The organism is Puia dinghuensis, from assembly GCF_014642875.1.
Classification (GTDB): Bacteria; Bacteroidota; Bacteroidia; order Chitinophagales; family Chitinophagaceae; genus Puia; species Puia dinghuensis.
Genome location: NZ_BMJC01000002.1, coordinates 724,968 through 746,789, shown reverse-complemented (window position 1 = coordinate 746,789; position 21,822 = coordinate 724,968). Strand labels below are relative to the sequence as shown.

Genomic DNA, 21,822 nt, shown 5'->3' with positions numbered 1-21,822 from the left:
ATAACGATAAAAGTGATTGTTCGGATCTAACAGCTATATGAGACCCTTCCTGCAAAAGAAATGTATCCTTGCTGCTGTCATTGGCATGTTCTTCGGCGTAAGCCGATCGTCCGCATTTCAGGATCTTCCTCCCACCACCTATTTGGGAATAGAGCAGGGACTTTCCAACAATTCCGTCAGATGTATTTACCAGGATTATAAGGGCTTCATCTGGCTTGGCACGGATGACGGACTCAACCGGTATGACGGGTATGGGTTCAAAGTGTTCAGAAACCAGTTCAACGACTCCCAATCATTAATAAACAACATAGCCTACGCTATCAACAGCGATGACAGGAATGATCTCTGGATCGGTACCCGTCAGGGCCTTAGCGTATATGATCATTCGACCTGCCTTTTCAACCCGGTTTATTTTGTCCCTCTTCCCGGCGGAGCCCGGCAGAAAATAAACAATGTCGTAAAAGACATCAAACCCGACCGGGCAGGCAATATGCTCATCGGAACGGAGGGACTCGGCTTATTAATTTGCCGAAAGGGTTCCCGTATGGCAACCGCTGTTCCCCTGTCAGGGAAAATACCGGAAGGCGCAAAATATGGAGTGCAGGCCATAAAAGTCGATGCACGTGGCAGGGTTTGGGTATTGGTACAGAATATCGGCTTGTGCCGGCTGGATGATGATAAGATGTGCCTTCAGTTGGTGAATCCCTCGCTCCCTTCTTCCATCTGCCTGGAGGCCGATGGAGACCACCTGTACACCGGCACCTATACCGGGCTGTACAGCTATGATATCGCTTCCAACACCTATAGCGAAGTGCGGAAGGCGGAAGGCGGGAGATTAATTCCGGGGATGGTCGTATCCATCACCCGGGTTAAGAATGGAGATCTCTGGATCGGTACGGACGGCGGCGGCGTTGTGATATTCGATGAACGAACAAAAAAAGCAAGTCGCCTGCCCGCCGGGGACGGCAGCAATATGCTTTCCAGCGGGGGCGTTTTTGCCATCTTCGAAGACAAAGACCTGCGCAAATGGATCGGCACCATCAGGGGAGGGGTTAATGTGCTGGACCCACAGCGGAACAGGTTCCATACCATCACCCATGACCCTGCCAGCCCGGGCAGCCTCTCCGGTAATTCTATTCATGCTTTTTTCGAAACCCCGGACAGCAATATCTGGATAGGCACGGAAAGTACAGGGCTTTGCCGCTGGAACCGTAAGAAGAACCTATACACCCGCTTCGGGCACAACGACCGCGATCCGGCCTCCTTATCGGACAACGCCGTTGTGAGCATAAGCACCGATAAAGAGAAGAACATCTGGATCGCCACCCATTCCAGCGGTATCGACAGGTATAACAACCGGAACGGAAGATTTGAACATTTTAAATGCATCAATCCGGTCACCGGCCAGGAGAACAGCATCGTATTTGCCCTTTACGCCGACCGGGAAGGCAACCTTTGGGCGTCCACCCTTCATCAGTCGAATGTAGCCGGGGCGCTGTATCGCTGGAACTCCCGGGCCGGTAAATTTGAAGCCTTCGACCCGGGCTTGTCAGATCTGTTCACGCTGAATGAGGATAACGACGGCACACTCTGGGGCGGAAATCTCAGCGGGTTGGTCAGGATCGACAAAATAAATAAAAGGCATATTTTCTATCATCTTGGCTATTCCGTCAGGACGATATACGAGGACCATTACGGCAACTTCTGGGTAGGGACGGAAGGCGGAGGACTGCTCTTATTCGATAAGATGAAAGGGGTCATCATCGCCCGGTTCACCACCGACAACGGGTTATGCAACAACGATGTCCTCACCTTGCTCGAAGATGCCGGCGGCAATTTATGGATGAGCACGCATCATGGCTTATCAAAATTCAACATCACCCGCAGCAACTTTACCAACTACTACCAGAGCGACGGGCTTCAAAGTAACCAGTTCAATTTCAGGGCAGCCCTTCGCCTTCGATCCGGCGAACTTATTTTCGGCGGTATCAAAGGTTTCAGCTTGTTTGATCCTTCCGGCATCCGGCCTGCCAGCGATACCCCCAGCCTGGTATTCACCGGCCTCACCATCGGCAATACCCCGCTGGAAAAAGCGCCTTCCTACCTGACCACCACCGATCGCGGAAGGAAAATAACGATACCTTACGACCGGGCGGTGCTTACCTTCGACTTTACCGCATTGGAATATACCTCCCCCGAGAAAATAGCCTATTCCTGCTATATGGAAGGATGGGACAGGGGCTGGAGCCCTCCCGGCAATTCCAGGACCATCACTTATACCTCCCTGAAAGAGGGCCACTATACCTTCAGGGTAAGGTGCACGAATACAGAAGGCGCCTGGAATGCGGATGAAATTGCTATAAGCATAGTCGTGCTGCCTCCCTGGTTCAGATCCTGGTGGGCCTGGCTTGTATATGCGATCATCGCCTGCGGTATTATTTACTCCTTCATCAGGTACCGTACCCGGCAGACGAAGATGAAGTACGAGATAAAGATCGCTCACCTGGAGGCAGAAAGGGAACGGGCGGAACACGAAAAAAGGTTATCCCTTTTCACAGACCTATCGCATGAGTTCAGGACACCGCTGACCCTGATCATAAACCCCGTCAAACAACTGTTGCAATCAAAGGGGACGCCTTCACCATCCCAGCAGGAAGAACTGGGCGCGGTGTACCGCAACGCACGCCGCATCTTAAGCCTGGTGGACCAATTGCTGCTTTTCAGAAAGGCTGAAAGCGGCGACGACCCGCTTCGGCCGGCAATCATCGACTTTGGCCATCTTTGCCGGGAGGTATATCTCTGCTTCGTACAGCAGGCAAAGACAAAAGAGATGCTGTACGAGTTTCAGGAAGCAACCACGCCGCTCGAGATCCTGGCCGATCGCGAAAAAGTGGAGATCGTCCTGTACAATCTGCTTTCCAATGCCTTTAAATTCACCCCTCCGGGCGGAAAGGTCCTGTTCCGGGTGGAAGATGCTGACACGGAAGTAAAGGTGGAAGTTGCCGACACCGGCCAGGGAATACCGCCGGAAGCCGGCGGCAGACTCTTCGAAAAATTCTACCGGGCACCCAACAAAGGGGGCCGCCCGGAAAGCGGTTTCGGCATCGGTCTTTACCTGGCTAAACATTTCACAGAAGCCCACCAGGGAGAAATTTCCTACACCAGTGAACCAGGAAAAGGAACCACTTTCACCATCCGGCTTCCAAAGGGCACACCGCCCTTACCGCAGCTGCCCTCCCTCGAGGCGGAACCGGCTTCCGGCTTCCTGGAAGAGCTGGCCTGGGAAGAACCGCAGGCGCCCAACCGGCTTCCCGGGGACACAGTCTGGAAAAGTAAAAAGTCTTTGCTGGTAGTCGATGACCAGCCGGAAATGACAAACTACATAGCCCGTCTTTTTGAAGGGAATTTCACCGTTTACCAGGCCGGAAGCGGCAAAGAAGGCCTGGCCATGGCCCGCCGGCATCTGCCGGATATCATCATCGCCGATATAAAAATGGAAGAGGGTAGTGGCATCGATCTCTGTAAGGCCATCAAAACGGACCCTGACACAGATCATATCCCCGTGATATTGCTGACGGCAACCTCCTCCACCGAACTAAGGCTGGAAGGTGTAGAAGGCGGGGCGGATGATTATATGACCAAGCCGTTCGAGAACCAGCTGCTCATCGCTCGCGTCGCCAATCTCCTCAAAATCCGGGAGAACCTGCAGAAATATTTCTACGGCGAGATCACCCTGACCAGGAATAACCTCAGCATCTCCGCCGAATACAAGGACTTCCTGGACAAATGTATCGCCATCGTAGAGAAACACATGGATAATGAACAATTCAATGTGAAGATGCTCCTGGCCGAGATGGGCATGAGCCGCTCGAATCTGCTCCGGAAGATAAAGACGGTCTCCGGCCTGTCCATCAATGTCTTTATCCGGTTCATCCGCCTCCGGAAAGCGGCCGAATTATTCATCCATTCCAATTATAATGTGAACGAGACCGCCTTCCGTGTCGGCATCAACGACGCAAAATATTTTCGGGAGCAGTTTTCTAAGGTATTCGGAATGAACCCATCGGAATATATCCGGAAATACCGCAAGAATTTCTCAACCGACCATCCGGTCAACAGGGAATTTTTCACAAATCCCTGATTGGCACCGGCAAATGGACATTTTACCCCCCTTTTTTGGACAATCCCCCCTCCGCCCGCTTTGGGTTCCCGCCCTATTTTGCAGGCGCGAAATAGCTCCGTAAATACAAAACCAGAATAAAACTTGCCATTATGAGAAGCATGTTCAGGCTCAGGAATGCACTCCTGCCATTCCTCCTATTGATCTTATTCATCACCGCCCGTCATCCTGCCATGGCCCAGGCTACAAAGACGGTGTCCGGGAAAGTAGTCAATTCCACGACAGGAGAGCCGGTAGCAGGAGCATCGGTCCGCGTCAAAGGCTTGAAAGGCGGCACCACCACCGATTCCGCAGGTTTTTTTACGTGGACCGTCCCGGCATCGGCCTCCACCCTCATCGTGAGCAGCGTCGGCTTTCATGAAATTGAGATACCCGCCGATGGTTCGCATCCGGCGCAGATCAAACTGGCGGCCATGGGCGCAAAAGACCTGGGGGAAGTAGTGGTCGTGGGGTACGGCACTCAAAAGAAAGCTACTCTTACTGGCGCCGTCGCCACCGTAGATTCCAAGGTTTTTAGAGATCGCGGCGTAGTGGACAATCCCCTGGCCTCCTTACAGGGCCAGGTACCGGGCGTCGTTGTCACCCGAAGCTCGGCCGCACCCGGCCAGGAGGGGTGGGCCTTCCAGATAAGAGGCGCTACCAGCGTCAATGGCGCCGTCGACCCGCTGGTCCTGGTGGATGGGGTCCCTTTACAGGACCTCAGCGCGCTCAACTCCATCAACCCCCAGGATATCGATAACATGAGTTTCCTGAAGGACGCAAGCGCCAGTATTTATGGGTCGCGCGCCGCCGGCGGTGTGGTTTTGATCACCACCAAACGGGCTAAGGCTGGCATACCGACCATCGAATACAGCAGCTCCGTCTCCCAAAAGCGAATGGGACTTCGACCCGAATTCCTCAATGGAGACCAATACGGAAATTATATGCTCCAGGCCATATCCAACGCTTCGCTCAACGGCGTGGCAGACCCCAATTGGATCTGGACCAAATATGCCAATGCCTGGATACACCGGCCCGATAGCGGGTACATCGACAAGACAGTGCCCGGCTATGTGGACAACATCGGCTTCACCGACGTAAAGGACTACACGTTTTTCAATACCAATCCCATCGATATCCTATGGGGCGACGGCAGGGCGATCTCGACCCAGCACGATCTGAGCCTCTCCGCCCGCACGGATAAAATGGGCTATCGCCTGTCCCTGGGGTATTTAAAAGACGGCAGTATGCTGAAATGGGGTGACAATTACAACGACCGCTATACCGTGTCGCTGGCGCATGACTATACCTTCTCACCCAAGCTCAAGATATCCAGCAATATTTCCCTTCAACGGAATAACGTGGTGGTGCCGACCCGGCAAGGGGTGATAGACTATAGTTCACAGCCCGGCTTCCCGGTGGCCACCAAGAACGGCGACCCCTACGCCTGGGGCACCCAGGAAGGACGCAACTGGCTGCTGAAACTGGGCGGGGATAACAAGACCTATGACACCAGGGCATTCCTCAACACCAAACTGGAATTCAACATCACCAAAGACCTGAACTTCATCGGTCAGGCAGGGTACAACTGGTTTAGTAAGGACACCCGGTTGGAATACAGCGGCGTCACCAATATCTTCAATTACGCCGATACCTACCAGTACCAGGACAACCCTACCCAGGCCCAGAGTTATTACACCCGGGGCAATACCCAGGATGTGTATTACAATCTCAACGCATACCTTCAATATAAGAAGACGATTGCCGACGACCACAGCATCGGCGCCACCGCGGGCGCCAGCTACGAACGCGATGAATACGACGCTTACGCCACCACTACCACCTATCTCGCCAGCAACGATGTGCCATCCCTCGGCCTGGGCCTGGGCGACAATACTACGCACAGCAACGGCGAGGTCCAGAACCACTGGTCCCTCGGGTCTTACTTCGGCAGGGTGAACTATGCCTACAAGGAAAAATACCTGCTGGAGGCGCAGGGCCGCTTCGACGGCAATTCCCGCTTTTACAGTGCAAACCGGTGGCTTTTCTATGACGGATTTTCCGCCGGCTGGCGCATCAGCCAGGAGAAATTCATGGGAAAGATCAAATTTCTCAACGAGCTGAAATTGCGCGCCGCATATGGCACCGCCGGTGGACAAGGCGCCAAGGACGCCAACGGCAACCTGCTCATCGGCTATTACGACTATATCCCCACGGTGTTCCTGGGCAATGGCGGGCCGGTCCTGGGAGGATACTCCTCCCGCAGCATAACGGCGACACCCAACTCTACCATCACGGACTCGACCAAGACCTGGGAGAAGATCGTGAACAAGAACATCGGGCTGGACTTCACCGTGCTCAACAATCGCCTCAGCGGTAGCGTAGATTATTTCTGGAAGGAAAACACGAATATGCTCTTACAAGAGCAATTCCCCTCCGTAGGCGGCTTCACTGCTCCCTACCGCAACATTGCCGACCTCAAAACCTGGGGATGGGAATTATCCATCAACTGGCGGGACAAGGTCGGCCAGGTGTCTTACCACATCGGCGGTACCCTGACGGACAATAACAATAAGATCGTAACCCTGCAGGGCGCCAATAACATCACCATTGGACAACACAATATCCAGGGCTATGCTATCGGCTCTTATTTCGGGCTGCTATATGCCGGCCGCATCCAGACGGACAAACAGGCGAGCGATTATGCGCTTCTGGCGCCGAATAACAGCATCGGCATGCCCACCGTCGCTTCCCAGGTGATCAAGGGAATGAACATGTACAGAGACCTCAATGGCGACGGCATGCTCACCAATGCCGGCGCCTCACAGCATTTGCTTAATAAAACCGATGCCAGCGGCAAACCCATCGGCGATGGTGATGTGGTCTACCTGGGCAGAAGCGATCCCCGTTATGTCTTTGCCTTGAATTTGGGCGCTGAATACAAGGGGTTTGACGTTGCAGTCGTATTCCAGGGCGTAGGCCAGCGCATCATCTACCGCCGCAGCGACTGGAGCGTTCCCTTCGGCACCATCTGGCAGGGACATGCCAACTGGTGGGTCGGCAAAACCTGGACGCCCCAGACGCCCAATGCGCCCCTGCCGATCCTCACCACCGCCACCAACAACGGCTTCGGCGGCTACAATTACTACGATTATCAAATGTCCGACTGGAGCCTCCAAAACGGCGCCTATGTCCGCCTGAAGAATATCGTCATAGGGTATACGCTGTCGCCGGCACTCGCCCACCGCGCAAAAGTGCAGGGCCTGCGGGTCTATGTTTCGGGCAACGATCTCTGGGAACTCACCCATGTGCAGGACAAATGGGACCCCGAACAGACCAGCAGCGTCAGCGGCGGCCCGCAACGCTATCCTTTCTATCGCCTGCTGACCTTCGGCGTCAACGTCACCTTCTAAAATTGTTAAAAATGAGAACAATGAATCGCTATAAAAAATGGTTCCCGGATTTCGGTTACACGATAATGATTGCCTGCCTGCTGGCTTTCACAGGCGCCGGTTGCAACAAATCCCTCGATCTGAAACCGCTTGACCAGGCCTCGGATGCCACTTACTGGAAAACCCCCAACGATTTCAAATTGGCGGCGAACGCCTTTTACAACTACCTGCGCACCTTCAGCCAATCCAACGGCGATGGACACAACGGCACCGACCTGGGGGGCGACCTCAGCGCCCTTGCCAGGGGAACCAATACAACCGTCTCTACCGATGGCAATTATAATACGGCCTATTCCTGGATCCGCACGATCAACAACCTCCTCGCAAAGGCAAACACCTATTCGAGCCCGAACGACATCAAACAGTACGTGGCAGAGGCAAAATTCTTCCGGGCCTATGTGTATTTCGACAAGCTGCTGACTTCCTATGGCGGGGTCATCCTGGTAAATGAGCTGTTAGGTATGAATTCGCCTCAACTTACCGCTCCGCGCGCCACCCGGGACTCCACCATCAACTTCATCATCGCCGATCTGCAAGCGGCCATCCCCAACCTTCCGCTCGAAAGCGCCATCGCGGCATCCGACAAGGGTAGGGTCAGCCAACAGGCCGCCCAGGCTTTCCTGGGCAGGGTCTGCCTGTACGAGGGCACATGGCAAAAATTCAGGAATGGGGACCCGGCACGATACAACGCATTATTGGATATGTCCGTCGCCAATAGCCTGGCCGTCATCAACAGCAATCAATATTCGTTGTTCAAGCCTTCGGTCCTGGGCGACTCGGCCCTCAAATACCTGTTCATCCTCGAGAACGAGAAGTCCAATCCCGCCTTTATCACCAAGTCGTCCAACAACGAATATATCCTTTCCGTCCGGTATGAGTCCAACAACCTGCTGAAGACCATTCCCAACCAGATCTCTTTCGGCGCGCTCGGGGCAAGCGTCAGCCGCAAAATGGCGGATATGTATCTGTGCAGCGACGGCCTGCCCATCGATAAAACAACCACCGGCTTTTCCCGCACCCTGATGACATCCGAATTCCAAAACCGCGACAATCGCATGCGCTACTATATGTGCATCCCCTTCTATCGGTTCTGGCAGAATGCCGTCAACTATCATATCAACTGGAACTGGAGCGCCGCTGACATCGCCATCTCCCGCACCTTCGACCCCTTTGCGAACAACGTCACCGGCTATGGCAACCAGCAGTGGGCCGCCGAGCGGCAGGTGCCAAACAGCCAGGAAGGATACGACTACCCCACCATCCGCCTGGCGGAGGTATACCTCAACTATGCTGAAGCGGTATTTGAACGCAACGGAAGCATCGGCGACGCCGACCTGGATAAGTCGCTGAACCTCGTACGCCTCCGGGTCAATACGGACAACGCCATGCCCAAGCTCAGCAACGCTTTTGTCGCCGCCAATGGCCTGGACATGCGTACGGAGATCCGCCGCGAAAGGACCATCGAGCTGCAAGGCGAGGGTTTCCGGATGGACGACCTCAAGCGTTGGTACACTGCCGTTGCCGAAATGGACCAGCCGGTATTGGGAATTCGTTACACCGGTACGCAGTATGCCACCAAATATCCCACGCTGAACAAGCCGCTTACTTCCAGCGGGGACGTCATCGCCGACGCCGCCGGCAACCGGCAATTCTCCCAAAAGAATTACTTGATACCCCTGCCCCTCGATCAGTTGCAGTTAAACCCCAATCTCACCCAAAATCCCGGTTGGTAAATAAACTTCATCCATATGAAACCTTTCTATTTCTTGCTATTCCTGCTGCTGGGTACTACCCTGGCATCTGCCCAAACATCCTTCATCCATCCCGGCGGCCTGCATACACAGACCGACCTCGATCGCATGAAGACCAACGTAGCCGCCGGCGCCCACCCCTGGATCGATGACTGGAATGTCCTCATCACCGATGCCCAGGCGCAAAACACCTATAAGGCCGCCCCCAACGCCAATATGGGCGCCAACAGGCAGCGTGCCGATGCAGACGCCCATGCAGCCTATCTCAACGCATTACGCTGGTATATTTCCGGCGACACCACCTATGCCAACTGCGCCGTGCGCATCTGCAACGCCTGGTCATCGACAGTGAACCAGGTGCCGACGGGAAATAATATCCCCGGCCTCAGCGGTATCCCCATCTTCGATTTCGCCCTGGCGGCAGAGGTATTGCGCATCTATAGCGGCTGGTCGTCTTCCGACTTCACCCGGTTTAAGAATATGATGGAGACGTACCTGTATCCCGTATGCCATGACTTTCTCACCAACCACAACGGCGCCTGCATCTCTTCCTACTGGGCCAACTGGGATATCTGCAACATCGGGTCGCTGATTGCCATGGGCGTGCTCTGCGACGATACGGCCAAATACAACGAGGGCGTCAGCTATTTTAAGAATGGCGCAGGCAACGGCAGCATCGGGAATGCGGTTTACTACCTGTATTCTTCTACCTTGGGCCAATGGCAGGAAAGCGGCCGCGACCAGGAACATGCCCAGCTGGGAGTAGGTATGACTGCCTATCTGTGCCAGGTGGCCTGGAACCAGGGCCTCGACCTTTTTGGCTACAACAGCAACCGGCTGCTGGCAGGCGCCGAATACGTAGCGCAAACCAATCTCTGGAATACCGTGCCCTACACCTTCTATACGAATTGCCAGAATGCCAGGCAGGACTGGGTCTCCATCAATGGCCGCGGCCGGCTCGACGACCGCCCCATCTGGGAGCTCCTCTACAACCACTATGTGGTTCAGCAGGGGCTCAGCGCTCCGCATGTCCAGGCCATGGCCCAGCTGATGCGGCCCGAACATGGCAGTACTGATCATTTCGGCTATGGAACGCTGACGTTTACCCGGAGCGCCACTTCGTCTCCCTATCCTCCTTCGCCCACACCTGCGGCGCCGACGGGAGTATCGGCAACAGCAGGCGTCGGCCGGGTGACCCTGAATTGGACGCTGCCTTCCGGAAATACGGTGCAGGGTTACAATGTACAGCGGTCCACCACCTCCGGCGGACCTTATACCAGCATTGCCTCCTGGACAGCCAACACGACTCCGCAATACACCGACGCCACCGTCACCAATGGCACTACTTACTATTATGTCCTCGCAGCCATCAACCAATCCGGCACAGGCAGCAACTCCACGCAAGTGAGCGCCACCCCGCTTGTCACGGGAGCCTTGCCTTCCGCATGGTCGCGGCAGGACATCGGTACGGTCAGTGCAGCCGGTAGCGCCAGCTATGCTAATGTCAGCGGCGGCACCTTCCTGGTCAGCGGCAGCGGCAATGGCATCGGCGGTACAGCCGACGGGCTTAGCTATGCCTATGAAAGCGTTACCGGCGACGCCACGATCACCGCACGCATCTGGAGCATCAGCGGGACATTGAGCCGCACCGGCGTCATGATACGCGAAACCCTCGATCCGGGTGCAAGCACCCTCGTAATGAAGGTAGGGGATGTAGGCTGGCGCGAAGCCGGATTCGGAACAAGGTCCACTACCGGCGGCTCCATGACGTGGATAGGCGGAAATGACTATACCGTATTGCCGGCCTGGTTCCGGTTGCAACGTGCCGGCAATACCTTTACGGCCTACGAATCATCCGATGGCCTCACCTGGTTCACCGTCGGTACGAGCACTGTATCGATGGCAAACGCTTATTACATCGGCCTGGCTGCCAGCTCAGGCAGCACCACCGGGGCCCTCGATGCCACTACTTTCGACAACGTCACCATCACCAGTGGCCCTGTCGCCAACGGCACGTATCGCCTCGTCAACCGCAACAGCGGCAAGGTGATGGATGTATACGGTCAAGGCACGGCCAATGGCACAAACGTGGACCAATACACGTGGAACGGAGGGACCAATCAGCAATGGAAAGTATCCGATCTCGGCAACGGTGAGTACAGCATTTTCGGCGTACAAAGCGGCAAAAGCCTTGATATTACCGGCAATTCAACGGCAGACGGCGCCAATGTCGAGATATGGACATCCAACGGCGGCGCCAACCAGCAATTCAGCTTCACCATGACGGACAGTGGCTATTTCCGCATCACCCCCTTGAATAGCGGCAAGGCGGTAGAAGTAGCCGGCAACTCGACTGCCAATGGCGGCAATGTAGACCAGTGGACCTACAACGGTGGCAACAATCAACAATGGAAATTGGTGGATGCTACGGCCGCGGCCACGGCAGCAGAAGCGACAGCGCACATAGGACGCGGGCTGATGCTGGATTCCCTGGCAACTGCCTCCGGCAATGGGGTGATCATCTATCCCAATCCAGTCACCGATCTGCTTACTGTCAAACTTGGAGCCGACCTTGAGAAAGGCGTCATCATCACTCTGTATGATGTCAATGGACATGTAATGAGCAGATCAGCGGTAAAAAGCGCCGAATATCAGCTGCCTTTCGCCAAGCTGCCCTCCGGCATCTATTTTATTCAGGTGAGTAAGGATGCTCAAAGCATTACCCGTAAGATCATTAAAAAATAATCACTTATGTCCCTTGCCACATCAAAGGTCGCGCCGGTACTCCTCTTGCTGTCGCTGCTGGCTTGCCTCCGCGGCGTCCATGCCCAAACCTTCATCCATCCGGGCGGCCTGCACTCGCAGGCCGACCTCGATCGCATGAAAGCAAAGGTCGCCGCCGGCGCCCACCCGTGGATCGACGACTGGAATGTGCTGATCACCGATCCCCTGGCACAGAATACCTATTCTGCCGCACCGCGTGGGAATATGGGCTCCAGCCGCCAGCGGGCCGACCAGGACGCCCACGCCGCCTATCTTAATGCCCTCCGCTGGTACATCTCGGGCGACACCACCTATGCCCATCGCGCCGTGCTCATCTGCAATGGCTGGTCGGCAGCCGTAAACCAGGTGCCAACAGGGACGGATATCCCCGGGCTCATCGGGATACCCATCTTCGATTTTGCACTGGCAGGCGAGGTGCTGAGGATATACCCCGGCTGGGATTCTGCCAGCTTTGCCAGGTATAAGAATATGTTCACCACCTACCTCTATCCGGTAGTCCACAATTTTCTCACCAATCATAATGGGGCTTGCATCTCTCACTATTGGGCCAATTGGGACATCTGCAACACCGGCGCTCTCATCGCCATGGGCGTCCTCTGCGACGACACAGCGAAATACAACGAGGGGGTCAGCTATTTCGAGAATGGCGCTGGCAACGGGAATATCAACAACGCCGTCAATAACCTGTTCAATCCCTCCCTGGGGCAATGGCAGGAAAGCGGCCGCGACCAGGAGCATGCCCAGCTGGGAGTAGGCATGATGGCCTACTTATGCCAGGTGGCCTGGAACCAGGGCCTCGACCTGTTTGGATACGAAAACAACCGGCTGCTGGCAGGCGCGGAATATGTCGGCCAGACGAACCTGTGGGATCCTACACCCTTCACCGCGTATAATAATTGCGATAATGTAAACCAGCGCTGGGTCTCCCTCAATGGTCGCGGCCGCCTGGACGATCGCCCCGTCTGGGAGCTGATCTATAACCATTATGTTGTGCAGCAGGGGCTGAGCGCTCCCCATGTTCAGGCCATGGCGCAATTGATGCGCCCCGAACACGGCAGCACCGATCATTTCGGCTATGGAACGCTCACCTTTACCCTCGATCCCACCGCCTCTCCTTATCCCCCTTCGCCCGCCCCCGCAGTGCCGGCCGGTGTAACGGCAGCGGCTGGTGTCGGCCAGGTCACGTTGAAATGGACCGTTCCATCCGGGAATACCGTTCAGGGATATACGATACAACGCGCAACCACCAGCGGCGGTCCTTATACCACCCTTGCTTCCTGGAATAGTAACACCACTCCACAATACACAGATTGGACGGTCACCAATGGCGCTACCTATTACTATGTGGTTGCGGCTGTCAACCAGTCTGGCGTCAGCGGCAACTCCCCGGAAGTCAACGCTACTCCTTCCGCCACAGGCTCCTTGCTTTCCGGATGGGTCAACAAGGACATCGGCACGGTCGGTCTGGCCGGCAGCGCGACGTATGCTCCCGCGGGCGGAAAGACCTTCGTTGCCAAAGGGGCCGGTTCGGCCATCGGCGGCACTGCAGATGCTTTCAACTATACCTATGGTACGGTTTCCGGTGATGCCACGATCACGGCACGTGTCTACAGCATTGGCGGCACCCTTAGCAGAACGGGGGTCATGATTCGGGAATCACTCGACCCGGGGGCAACTACCCTCATCATGAAAGTGGGCGATGTAGGCTGGCGGGAGGCTGCATTCGGGGCCCGCTCGACAACTGGCGGCACGATGACCTGGACTGCCGGCAATGATTATACGACAACACCCGCCTGGTTCCGGCTGCAACGTTCGGGCAATACCTTTACGGCGTACGAGTCTTCCGACGGACAGACCTGGTTCATCGTAGGGACAACCACGATAGCGATGGCCGGCACGTATTATGCCGGGCTGGCCGCCTGCTCAGGCAGCACCAGCGCGTTAGACATCACCACCTTTGACAACGTGAGCATCACCGGCGGGGGCAGTGCTCCGCCCCCTCCGACCAGTCTCATCACCACGGCAATGAGCGATCGGCGCATCGACCTCTTATGGAAATCGCCCGTCGGAGCCACCGGTACAATAGGATATACCATCCGGCGAGCCGTCTCCGCCAGCGGTCCGTATAACACAGTCGCTTTAGGCCTCAACGATACCACCTGGTCCGACACCAGCCTGAAAGCGTCGACGACCTGGTACTACACCGTATCTGCCTCCAATCTGGAAGGAGAAAGCGCCGTTTCAGCACCGGACAGCGCCACCACTTTCCGCCTTGTCGCACCGTCAGCCCCCAAAGCACTGACAGCCGCAGCTGGAAACGGCCGTATCGCGCTTAGCTGGTCGGCTTCCCCCGAAGCTACCGGCTACTATATCCAGCGTGCTGCTGTTTCCGGTGGCCCTTATACCACGATAGACAGCACCACCCGAACCTTTTACACCGATACAACGACCACTAATGGGACAACATACTATTATATTTTGACGGCAGTCAACACAGCCGGGACAAGCACCCCCTCCACCCAGGTGAGCGCCACGCCGGTTGCCGGACCCTATAGTTACTGGCCTTTTGACGAGAGCAGTGATACAACGGCAACCGATGTATGGGGCGGCCGCAACGGCGTTATGGCTGCCGGCGCCACCTTTGTACCTGGACTCATCCATAATGCGGCTCACCTGGATGGAAGCTCCGGCGCCTATGTGACCCTCCCGGCAGGAGTAGTAAGTTCTCTTAACGATTTTACAGTGGCCACATGGGTAAAGCTGGATGCAGCGGTCAACTGGGCGCGGCTATTCGATTTCGGCACGTCGACGAACGTGTATATGTTCCTGACGCCAAAGAATGGCAATGACGGTACCCTGCGTTATGCTATCACTACTGCAGGCGGCAATCATGAGCAGCGGATCAACAGCACCGTCGTCCTTGCCACCGGCACATGGTACCATGTGGCCGTCACCCTCTCCGGTAGCATCGGTACGCTCTATGTCAATGGGGTGGCAGTAGGACACGACAGTACGATGACGCTGTCTCCATCCAAACTGGGAAGCACCACACAGAACTTCATCGGCAGGTCCCAGTTCTCAGCCGACCCCCGGCTCACCGGCACGGCAGATGATTTTCGGTTATACGGCCGGGCGCTCAGCGACTCGGAAATTGCCGTTCTGGCTGCCGCACTGCCGCCGGTTGCAAAAGATCAGACCATTACATTTCCTGCGCTACCAACCCCCAAGGCCGGCGATCCGGATGTCGATCCCGGCGCCTTCAGCAGCTCCGGACTACCGGTCACCTATACCAGCTCGGATTCAACGGTAGCCACTATCGTTAATAGCAAAGTGCATATTACCGGGGCCGGCTCCTGCACGATTGTAGCGTCCCAACCCGGGGACAGTGTATACAACGCGGCACCTCCTGTCGCCCAAACCTTCACGGTCCTTCCGTTCAACCTGCAGGTCCTCTACCGGGACGCCAGCGGCGGCCAGGATACCACCAACACCCTTCATCCTTACCTGCAAATAGTGAATGCAGACAGCGTAGCCGTTAATTACAGTGAGTTGAAGGCCCGTTATTGGTTCACCCCTGAAAATTATGCCGGCATCAACACCTGGATCGACTATGCGCAGCTGGGCGCCAGCTATGTCACCGCGCAATATGTCCCTCTCTCTCAACCCTACGCCGGCGCTTTTGGGTATGTTGAATACAGCTTTGCCGCCGCCGCCGGCGCCCTCACTCCCGGTAGCAGTTCCGGCGAGATCCAGAGCAGAATTGCCAATACCAACTGGACGAACTTCATCCAGGCTAATGATTACTCCTACCAGGATAGCTCTTCCTATGTGCTCAATAATCACCTTACGCTATACCTCAACGGAGTGCTGGTTTGGGGAACAGAGCCACCCCCTGCGCAACCCGTTATCAGTCTGAAAGCGTATTACCAAAATCAGAACAGCAGTCCTAATACCAATACGATCAGCGATTATGTCACCGTCAATAACGAAGGGAATGTGCCGGTAAATTACAACGATCTGTCTGTCCGCTATTGGTTCACGGAAGACGGGACGGCTGGTTTGAATGCGTGGGTGGACTATGCCCTCCTGGGTAGTTCCAACATTCATGACCAGTTCGTTTCACTCAACCCGGTGAGAGATAGCGCGGATACGTATTTCGAATTAAAGGTCGATTCCTCCGTTGGGGCGCTCTACCCGTTAAGCAGTACCGGCAACATTCAATACCGCATTGCCAAAACAGACTGGTCCGCCTTCAACGAGACAAATGATTGGTCTTATGCGCCTGCCGCTCCCGGTCTTGCCCAAAACAGTCATATAACCATCTATTACAAAGATTCGTTGATATACGGTACGGAGCCGGCTTCAGCCACCAGCGCTGCGCAGTCCATTACAAGCCGCCAGCAGGCGGTGGCGGCACAGTTAGCCGAAGGCGCGGGAGCAACGGCGATCTATCCCAATCCTGTTACGGATGGCTATTTCTACATTCATCCCGAGAGAATCAGCGATGGAAAGCTGACAATAAGGGTGTACGACCTGCAAGGCAGAATTATTCTGTTTAAGACGCTCGGATATAATGGAGAATCGGTTGTTGAAGTTACATTTGATAAGCGCCCGGCGCCAGGGGTGTATTTTGTACGGATCAACCAGGCATCCCCGGTAAAACTGAATGTTTATTAAAATATGCGCAATCTATTTCTCCTCGTCGTTATAGCCCCCTGTGTCCTCCGGGCACAGGGGGTTACCCTTCAGGTCTCTCCCTCCGGCCCCTATACCTCCATCCAAAAGGCCGCCGACGCCGCCCATCCTGGTGACCATATTGTCGTCCACGCGGGCACATATCATCAACAGGTGGGTATCAGGACCCCCCACCTTGCTTTCTCCGCGGCCCCCGGTGAGAAAGTCATCATCGACGGCCGCAATCAGCTCCCCGCCGCCTTCGCCGCGACGCAACCCATCGACAGCATCACTATCGAAGGCTTTACCATCACCCGGTTCGCCACACCCCCGGCTTCGATGGACGGCGAACAACCCGGCGCCATCACCACGGGCGGCGGCGCCCACTGGATCATCCGCCACAACACCATCACCGATATCAAAGGCTCCGCCATCTCCATCGGTCAACCCGGTCACCCTTACCCCGAGTCAAGATTCAACCACCCAGCCTATAGCGACCTTCCCACCGATATCACCACCGTCGGCCACCATCACATCACCGGCAACACGATCAGCCATTGCGGTCAAAGCGCCATCTTCGGCCTCCTGCACGGCTCGGCAAGTCTCATCGACAGCAACCACATCGAAGCCACCGGCGGGGCAGCCATCCACCTCGCCCTAACCATCGATGCCATCATCCGTGACAACACGATCAAAAGCGATACGGGCATCTTCCTCGGCCCGCTCTACCAGGGCGCCCGCATCACCGGCAACACCATCGCGTCCTCGCGCGAAGCCCTCCGCCTCTTCGACAGCCACGGTCCCCTGCTCATCGACAACAACAACATCACCAGCAACATCACCCTGATCGGCGCCGAAGCAAATGTCTTTGTAAAGAACACCCTCCACAACACCCACATAACAAACGACACCCTGCCCATGCACCCCTGGGCCACCAGCAGCTACCTCCCGCATTCGCTGGTAATAAAACAAACCATCCCCGTCCTCCCGCTCGAAAACCGCTGGGACGGCAACACCACCGGCATCTTCCCCCTCACCATGCAAGCGATCGAAGACCCCGCGGGCAACCCCATCATCCTCACTCCCCCTGTGAAGGACACGGACTACACCGCCTGGCCCCTCACCCGGGTCTCGCCGGCCGCCCACCCGCAACCCTTCGTCCACCCTGGCGCCCTCCACACCGCCGCCGACCTCCAACGCATAAAAGATGCCGTCGCAAAAGGCCTCGAACCCTGGAAAACAGCCTTCACCGCCTTCGCCGCCGACCCGGCATCCTCCGCCGGTTACATCCCCCATCCCGTAACACACGTCGAACGCAGCCTCCTCACCGGCCAGGGAAAGAACATCGGCAACCTCGAAAAGGACGGCAATGCCGCCTATCAGAATGCCCTGATGTACTGCATCACCGGCGATGAAGCCCACGCAAAAAAAGCGCTGGAGATCCTCAACGGCTGGTCTTCCACGTTACAGACACTCGACGGGACGGACGTAGAACTCGGCGCCGGCATCTGCGGGCTCAAATTCGCCAACGCCGCCGAACTCATGCGCTCCGCCTATCCCTCATGGCCAGCCGCGGACATCCAACGCTGCCAATCCATGCTGCTGCACATTTTCTATCCACCCCTCCGGTATTTCGCGATGTGGGCTCACGGCAATTGGGATCTGGTCTGCATGAAATCCATGATGGCCATCGGCATCTTCTGCGACGACCATCCGCTCTTCGATCGCGCCGTTGATTACTTTTACCACGGTCCCGGCAACGGCAGCCTCCGGCACTATATCGTCAATGACTCCGGCCAGGTACAGGAGAGCGGCCGCGATCAGCAACATACTCAGCTTGGCATCGGTCAACTGGCCGAGATCTGCCAGATGGCCTGGAGCCAGGGGCTCGATCTCTATGGCGCCGATGACAGCCGCCTCCTCCTGGGATTTGAATATGTAGCGCGCTACAACCTCGGAGAGGACGTCCCTTTCACCCCCTATACCGACGTGAGCCACCGCTTCCCGGCTTCCCGCATCTCGGAGCAGGGTAGGGGACGCCTGCGCTCCATCTATGAAATGGTACTGAACCACTACCAGCAGGTGGGACTCCCTTCCTCGCGACTTACATATACCCGGATGGCAGCGGAGAAATTGCGTCCTGAAGGCCCCGGCTTCGGCGCAGACCACCCCGGCTTCGGAACGTTGTTATTTTTCCAGGCCCCGGCCGATCCCCTCATGAGCAGGATCAACTCCTGGATAGACAGCGGCTACTACGACGGCGCCTCGCTCCTCATCGTAAAAGACACCCAAACCGTATACGAACATTACTTCGGCGCCTACACGCCCGCAACCGTCGCCTATATCGCCTCCGCTGGCAAATGGCTTACCGCCGCGACCATCGCCGCCGTAGTAGACGAGGGCCGCCTTTCCTGGGACGACAAAGTAAAAAAATGGCTTCCGGACTTCACCGGCGCAAAAGGCGAAGCGACGCTAAGACAGCTGCTCTCCCACACCGCCGGCTATCCCGACTACCAACCCGCCGGTCAACACCCGGACGACTACCAATCCCTGCGGGAATCTGTCGCCCACATCCGTTCGCTGCCCGCCGATACCCTCCCCGGCACACTCTTCCACTACGGTGGCCTCGCCATGCAGGTGGCAGGACGCATGGCTGAACTCGCAACCGGAAAAAATTGGGAAACTCTCTTCGAAGAAAAGATCGCCGGTCCATTGGACATGCCCTCTACCCACTTCACCCCCGTCGACTCCACACCCGGCCATAATCCCATGCTCGGCGGCGGCGCCAGGACCACGCTCAACGACTATGCCCATTTCCTGGCCATGATCGCCGCCGACGGCGTTTACAAACAAAAACGCATCCTCTCCGCCGAAGCCATCCGGGAACTGGAAGCCAACCAGGTAAAAGCCGCCCACGTACCACCAAACCAATATGTGGAGCATGCGCGCGGTGATCAGCGCACCGACATCTACGGCCTCGGCGAATGGCGGGAGGAAGTGGATGCCGATGGCAACGCCACCCTCCTAAGCAGCCCCGGCTGGGCGGGAGCCTATCCCTGGATCGACAAGACAAACAATAGCTACGGCATCTTCCTGGCGCACGTAAACGTAGAAAAGGCAAACGCAGCCCACTTCTCCGCATTCTACTCCAGTCCCGTCCTGCCCATACTCGCCCGCCATCAGACAACCATTCTCTCCCCGGACAAAAACGTGAAGGTCCTCTTTTATCAGAAAGATCTCCCCTCCGGCAAACGAGCCATGTACTATACCCTCACCTACAAAAACAAACCCATCGTCGAAGGATCGAAACTCGACATTCAGCTCGACAACCACCTCTCCGAAGAAGCGATGGCGCTAAAAATAGACACCCACACCGATTGGTGTGAGAACCTAACCATCACCGGTATCTCTACATATACAAAAGACACGACCTGGCAACCCTTATATGGCGAACGCAACACCATCCCCGACCATTACAGCGCTGCCGTCGTCCATCTCGTCAAGGATGACAACCCCATCTACACCATGGACATCGAGTTCAGGGCCTACAACGAAGGGGTTGCCTTCCGGTACTTCTTTCCCGAAAACCCCAAGGGAACATATTATCGCGTCGTCTCGGAAAACACCGAATTCCACCTGCCGCCAAACACAAAGGGCTGGTTCACCAACTGGGCGCAAGGGCCCTATACCCTCCAACCCCTGAACGACTGGCCCGGCGAAAGCGAACGCCCCCTCACGCTGCAGCTGGACAACGGGCTGTATGCCTGCCTCGCCGAAGGCGCCATGACCGACTACAGCCGGACAAAATTCAAATTGTCAAAAGAGAAGGAGAACACTATCCTCACCTCGATGGATGACCCCGCCGATCTCATCTCACCCATCGGCACCCCCTGGCGCCTCATCCTCGTCGGCGAAAAACCCGGCGATCTCATCGAACATAATTATCTTGTTTTAAATGTCAATGCCCCCAACAGGATAAAAGAGGATAACTGGGTCCGGCCCGGCAAGGAAATGCGGCTCATGACCCAAACACCAAATGACGCCTTTGCCAACATCGACTTCCTCGTTAAACATAAAATGCAATACCTGCTGCTCGACTGGAAGTGGTATGGGCCCGCCTTCACCTTTTCTTCCGACGCAACTCATCCCGTACCCTCCGTCGGCCTGCCGGCCATCCTCCAATATGCAGAGAAGAAAGGCATCGGCGTCTGGCTTTACGTCAACATGCAGGCGCTCTACGCCCAATCCGACTCGCTCTTCCGCGTCTACCAGCACTGGGGGGTAAAAGGCGTAAAGTTTGGTTTTGTACAGGTGGGTTCTCATCGTTGGACGACCTGGCTCGAAGAGATGCTGAAAAAGGCTGCGGAAAACAAGATCATGATCAACATCCACGACGACTGGCGCCCCACCGGCGAACAACGCAGCTGGCCCAACCTCCTGACGGCAGAAGGTATTCGGGGCAACGAAGAAATGCCCGACGCCACCCATAATACCATCCTGCCCTTTACCCGCTTCATCGCAGGTCCCGCCGATTACACCCTCTGTTATTACGACCAGCGCATAAAGACTACCCACGCGCACCAACTGGCCCTGGCCGCCGTGTGCTACAGCCCGCTTCAGACACTCTACTGGTACGACAAACCCTCGTCAAGCCGCGACGAACCCGAACTGGAGTTCTGGGACAATATCCCCACCACCTGGGACGATACAAAAGTGCTGCAGGGATTCCCCGGGCAGTACATCACTGTGGCCCGGCGCAAAGGCGAAGAATGGTTCATCGGCACGCTCAACAACAACGACGGCCGCGACCTGAGGATTATGCTCGACTTTCTCCCAAAAGGAAAAAAATACAACGCCACGGTCTACACCGATGACCCCAACACTCCAACGCAAACCCACGTCAGCCTGCAACACCGCACGGTCGACGCCGGCACGATCATCGAAACCCACCTCCTGCCCTCCGGCGGGCAGGCCATCTGGCTAAGACCTATACAATAAACCC

At 56.2% G+C, this 21,822-nt stretch carries 6 protein-coding genes; all 6 read left to right on the top strand.

Annotated elements, in window-relative coordinates; genetic code table 11:
- Positions 1-37: 37 nt before the first annotated feature.
- The 6 genes from IEY39_RS11235 to IEY39_RS11210 all read left to right on the top strand — a co-directional run bounded on the left by IEY39_RS11235 (position 38) and on the right by IEY39_RS11210 (position 21,818).
- On the top strand, positions 38-4,141 hold the full coding sequence (locus tag IEY39_RS11235) for a two-component regulator propeller domain-containing protein (protein ID WP_188931451.1): 4,104 nt from the start codon (positions 38-40) through the stop codon (positions 4,139-4,141).
- A gap of 131 nt (positions 4,142-4,272) precedes the next feature.
- Positions 4,273-7,572 carry a SusC/RagA family TonB-linked outer membrane protein gene (locus tag IEY39_RS11230; protein ID WP_188931449.1) on the top strand — a complete coding sequence of 1,100 codons (3,300 nt, stop codon included), beginning with the start codon at positions 4,273-4,275 and terminating at the stop codon, positions 7,570-7,572.
- 11 nt (positions 7,573-7,583) lie between these two features.
- The gene (locus IEY39_RS11225; RefSeq protein WP_229688874.1) at positions 7,584-9,344 is read left to right on the top strand and encodes a RagB/SusD family nutrient uptake outer membrane protein; all 1,761 of its coding nucleotides are present in this window, start codon (positions 7,584-7,586) and stop codon (positions 9,342-9,344) included.
- Positions 9,345-9,359: 15 nt separating this feature from the next.
- Positions 9,360-12,107 carry an RICIN domain-containing protein gene (locus IEY39_RS11220; RefSeq protein ID WP_188931447.1) on the top strand — a complete coding sequence of 916 codons (2,748 nt, stop codon included), beginning with the start codon at positions 9,360-9,362 and terminating at the stop codon, positions 12,105-12,107.
- 6 nt (positions 12,108-12,113) lie between these two features.
- Entirely contained in the window at positions 12,114-16,823 is a 4,710-nt protein-coding gene (locus tag IEY39_RS11215; protein ID WP_188931445.1) for a cellulose binding domain-containing protein, read from the top strand.
- A gap of 3 nt (positions 16,824-16,826) precedes the next feature.
- A complete protein-coding gene (locus tag IEY39_RS11210) occupies positions 16,827-21,818 on the top strand; it encodes a glycoside hydrolase family 97 N-terminal domain-containing protein (protein ID WP_188931443.1) in 4,992 nt (1,663 codons plus the stop codon).
- The last annotated feature ends 4 nt before the right edge of the window (positions 21,819-21,822 follow it).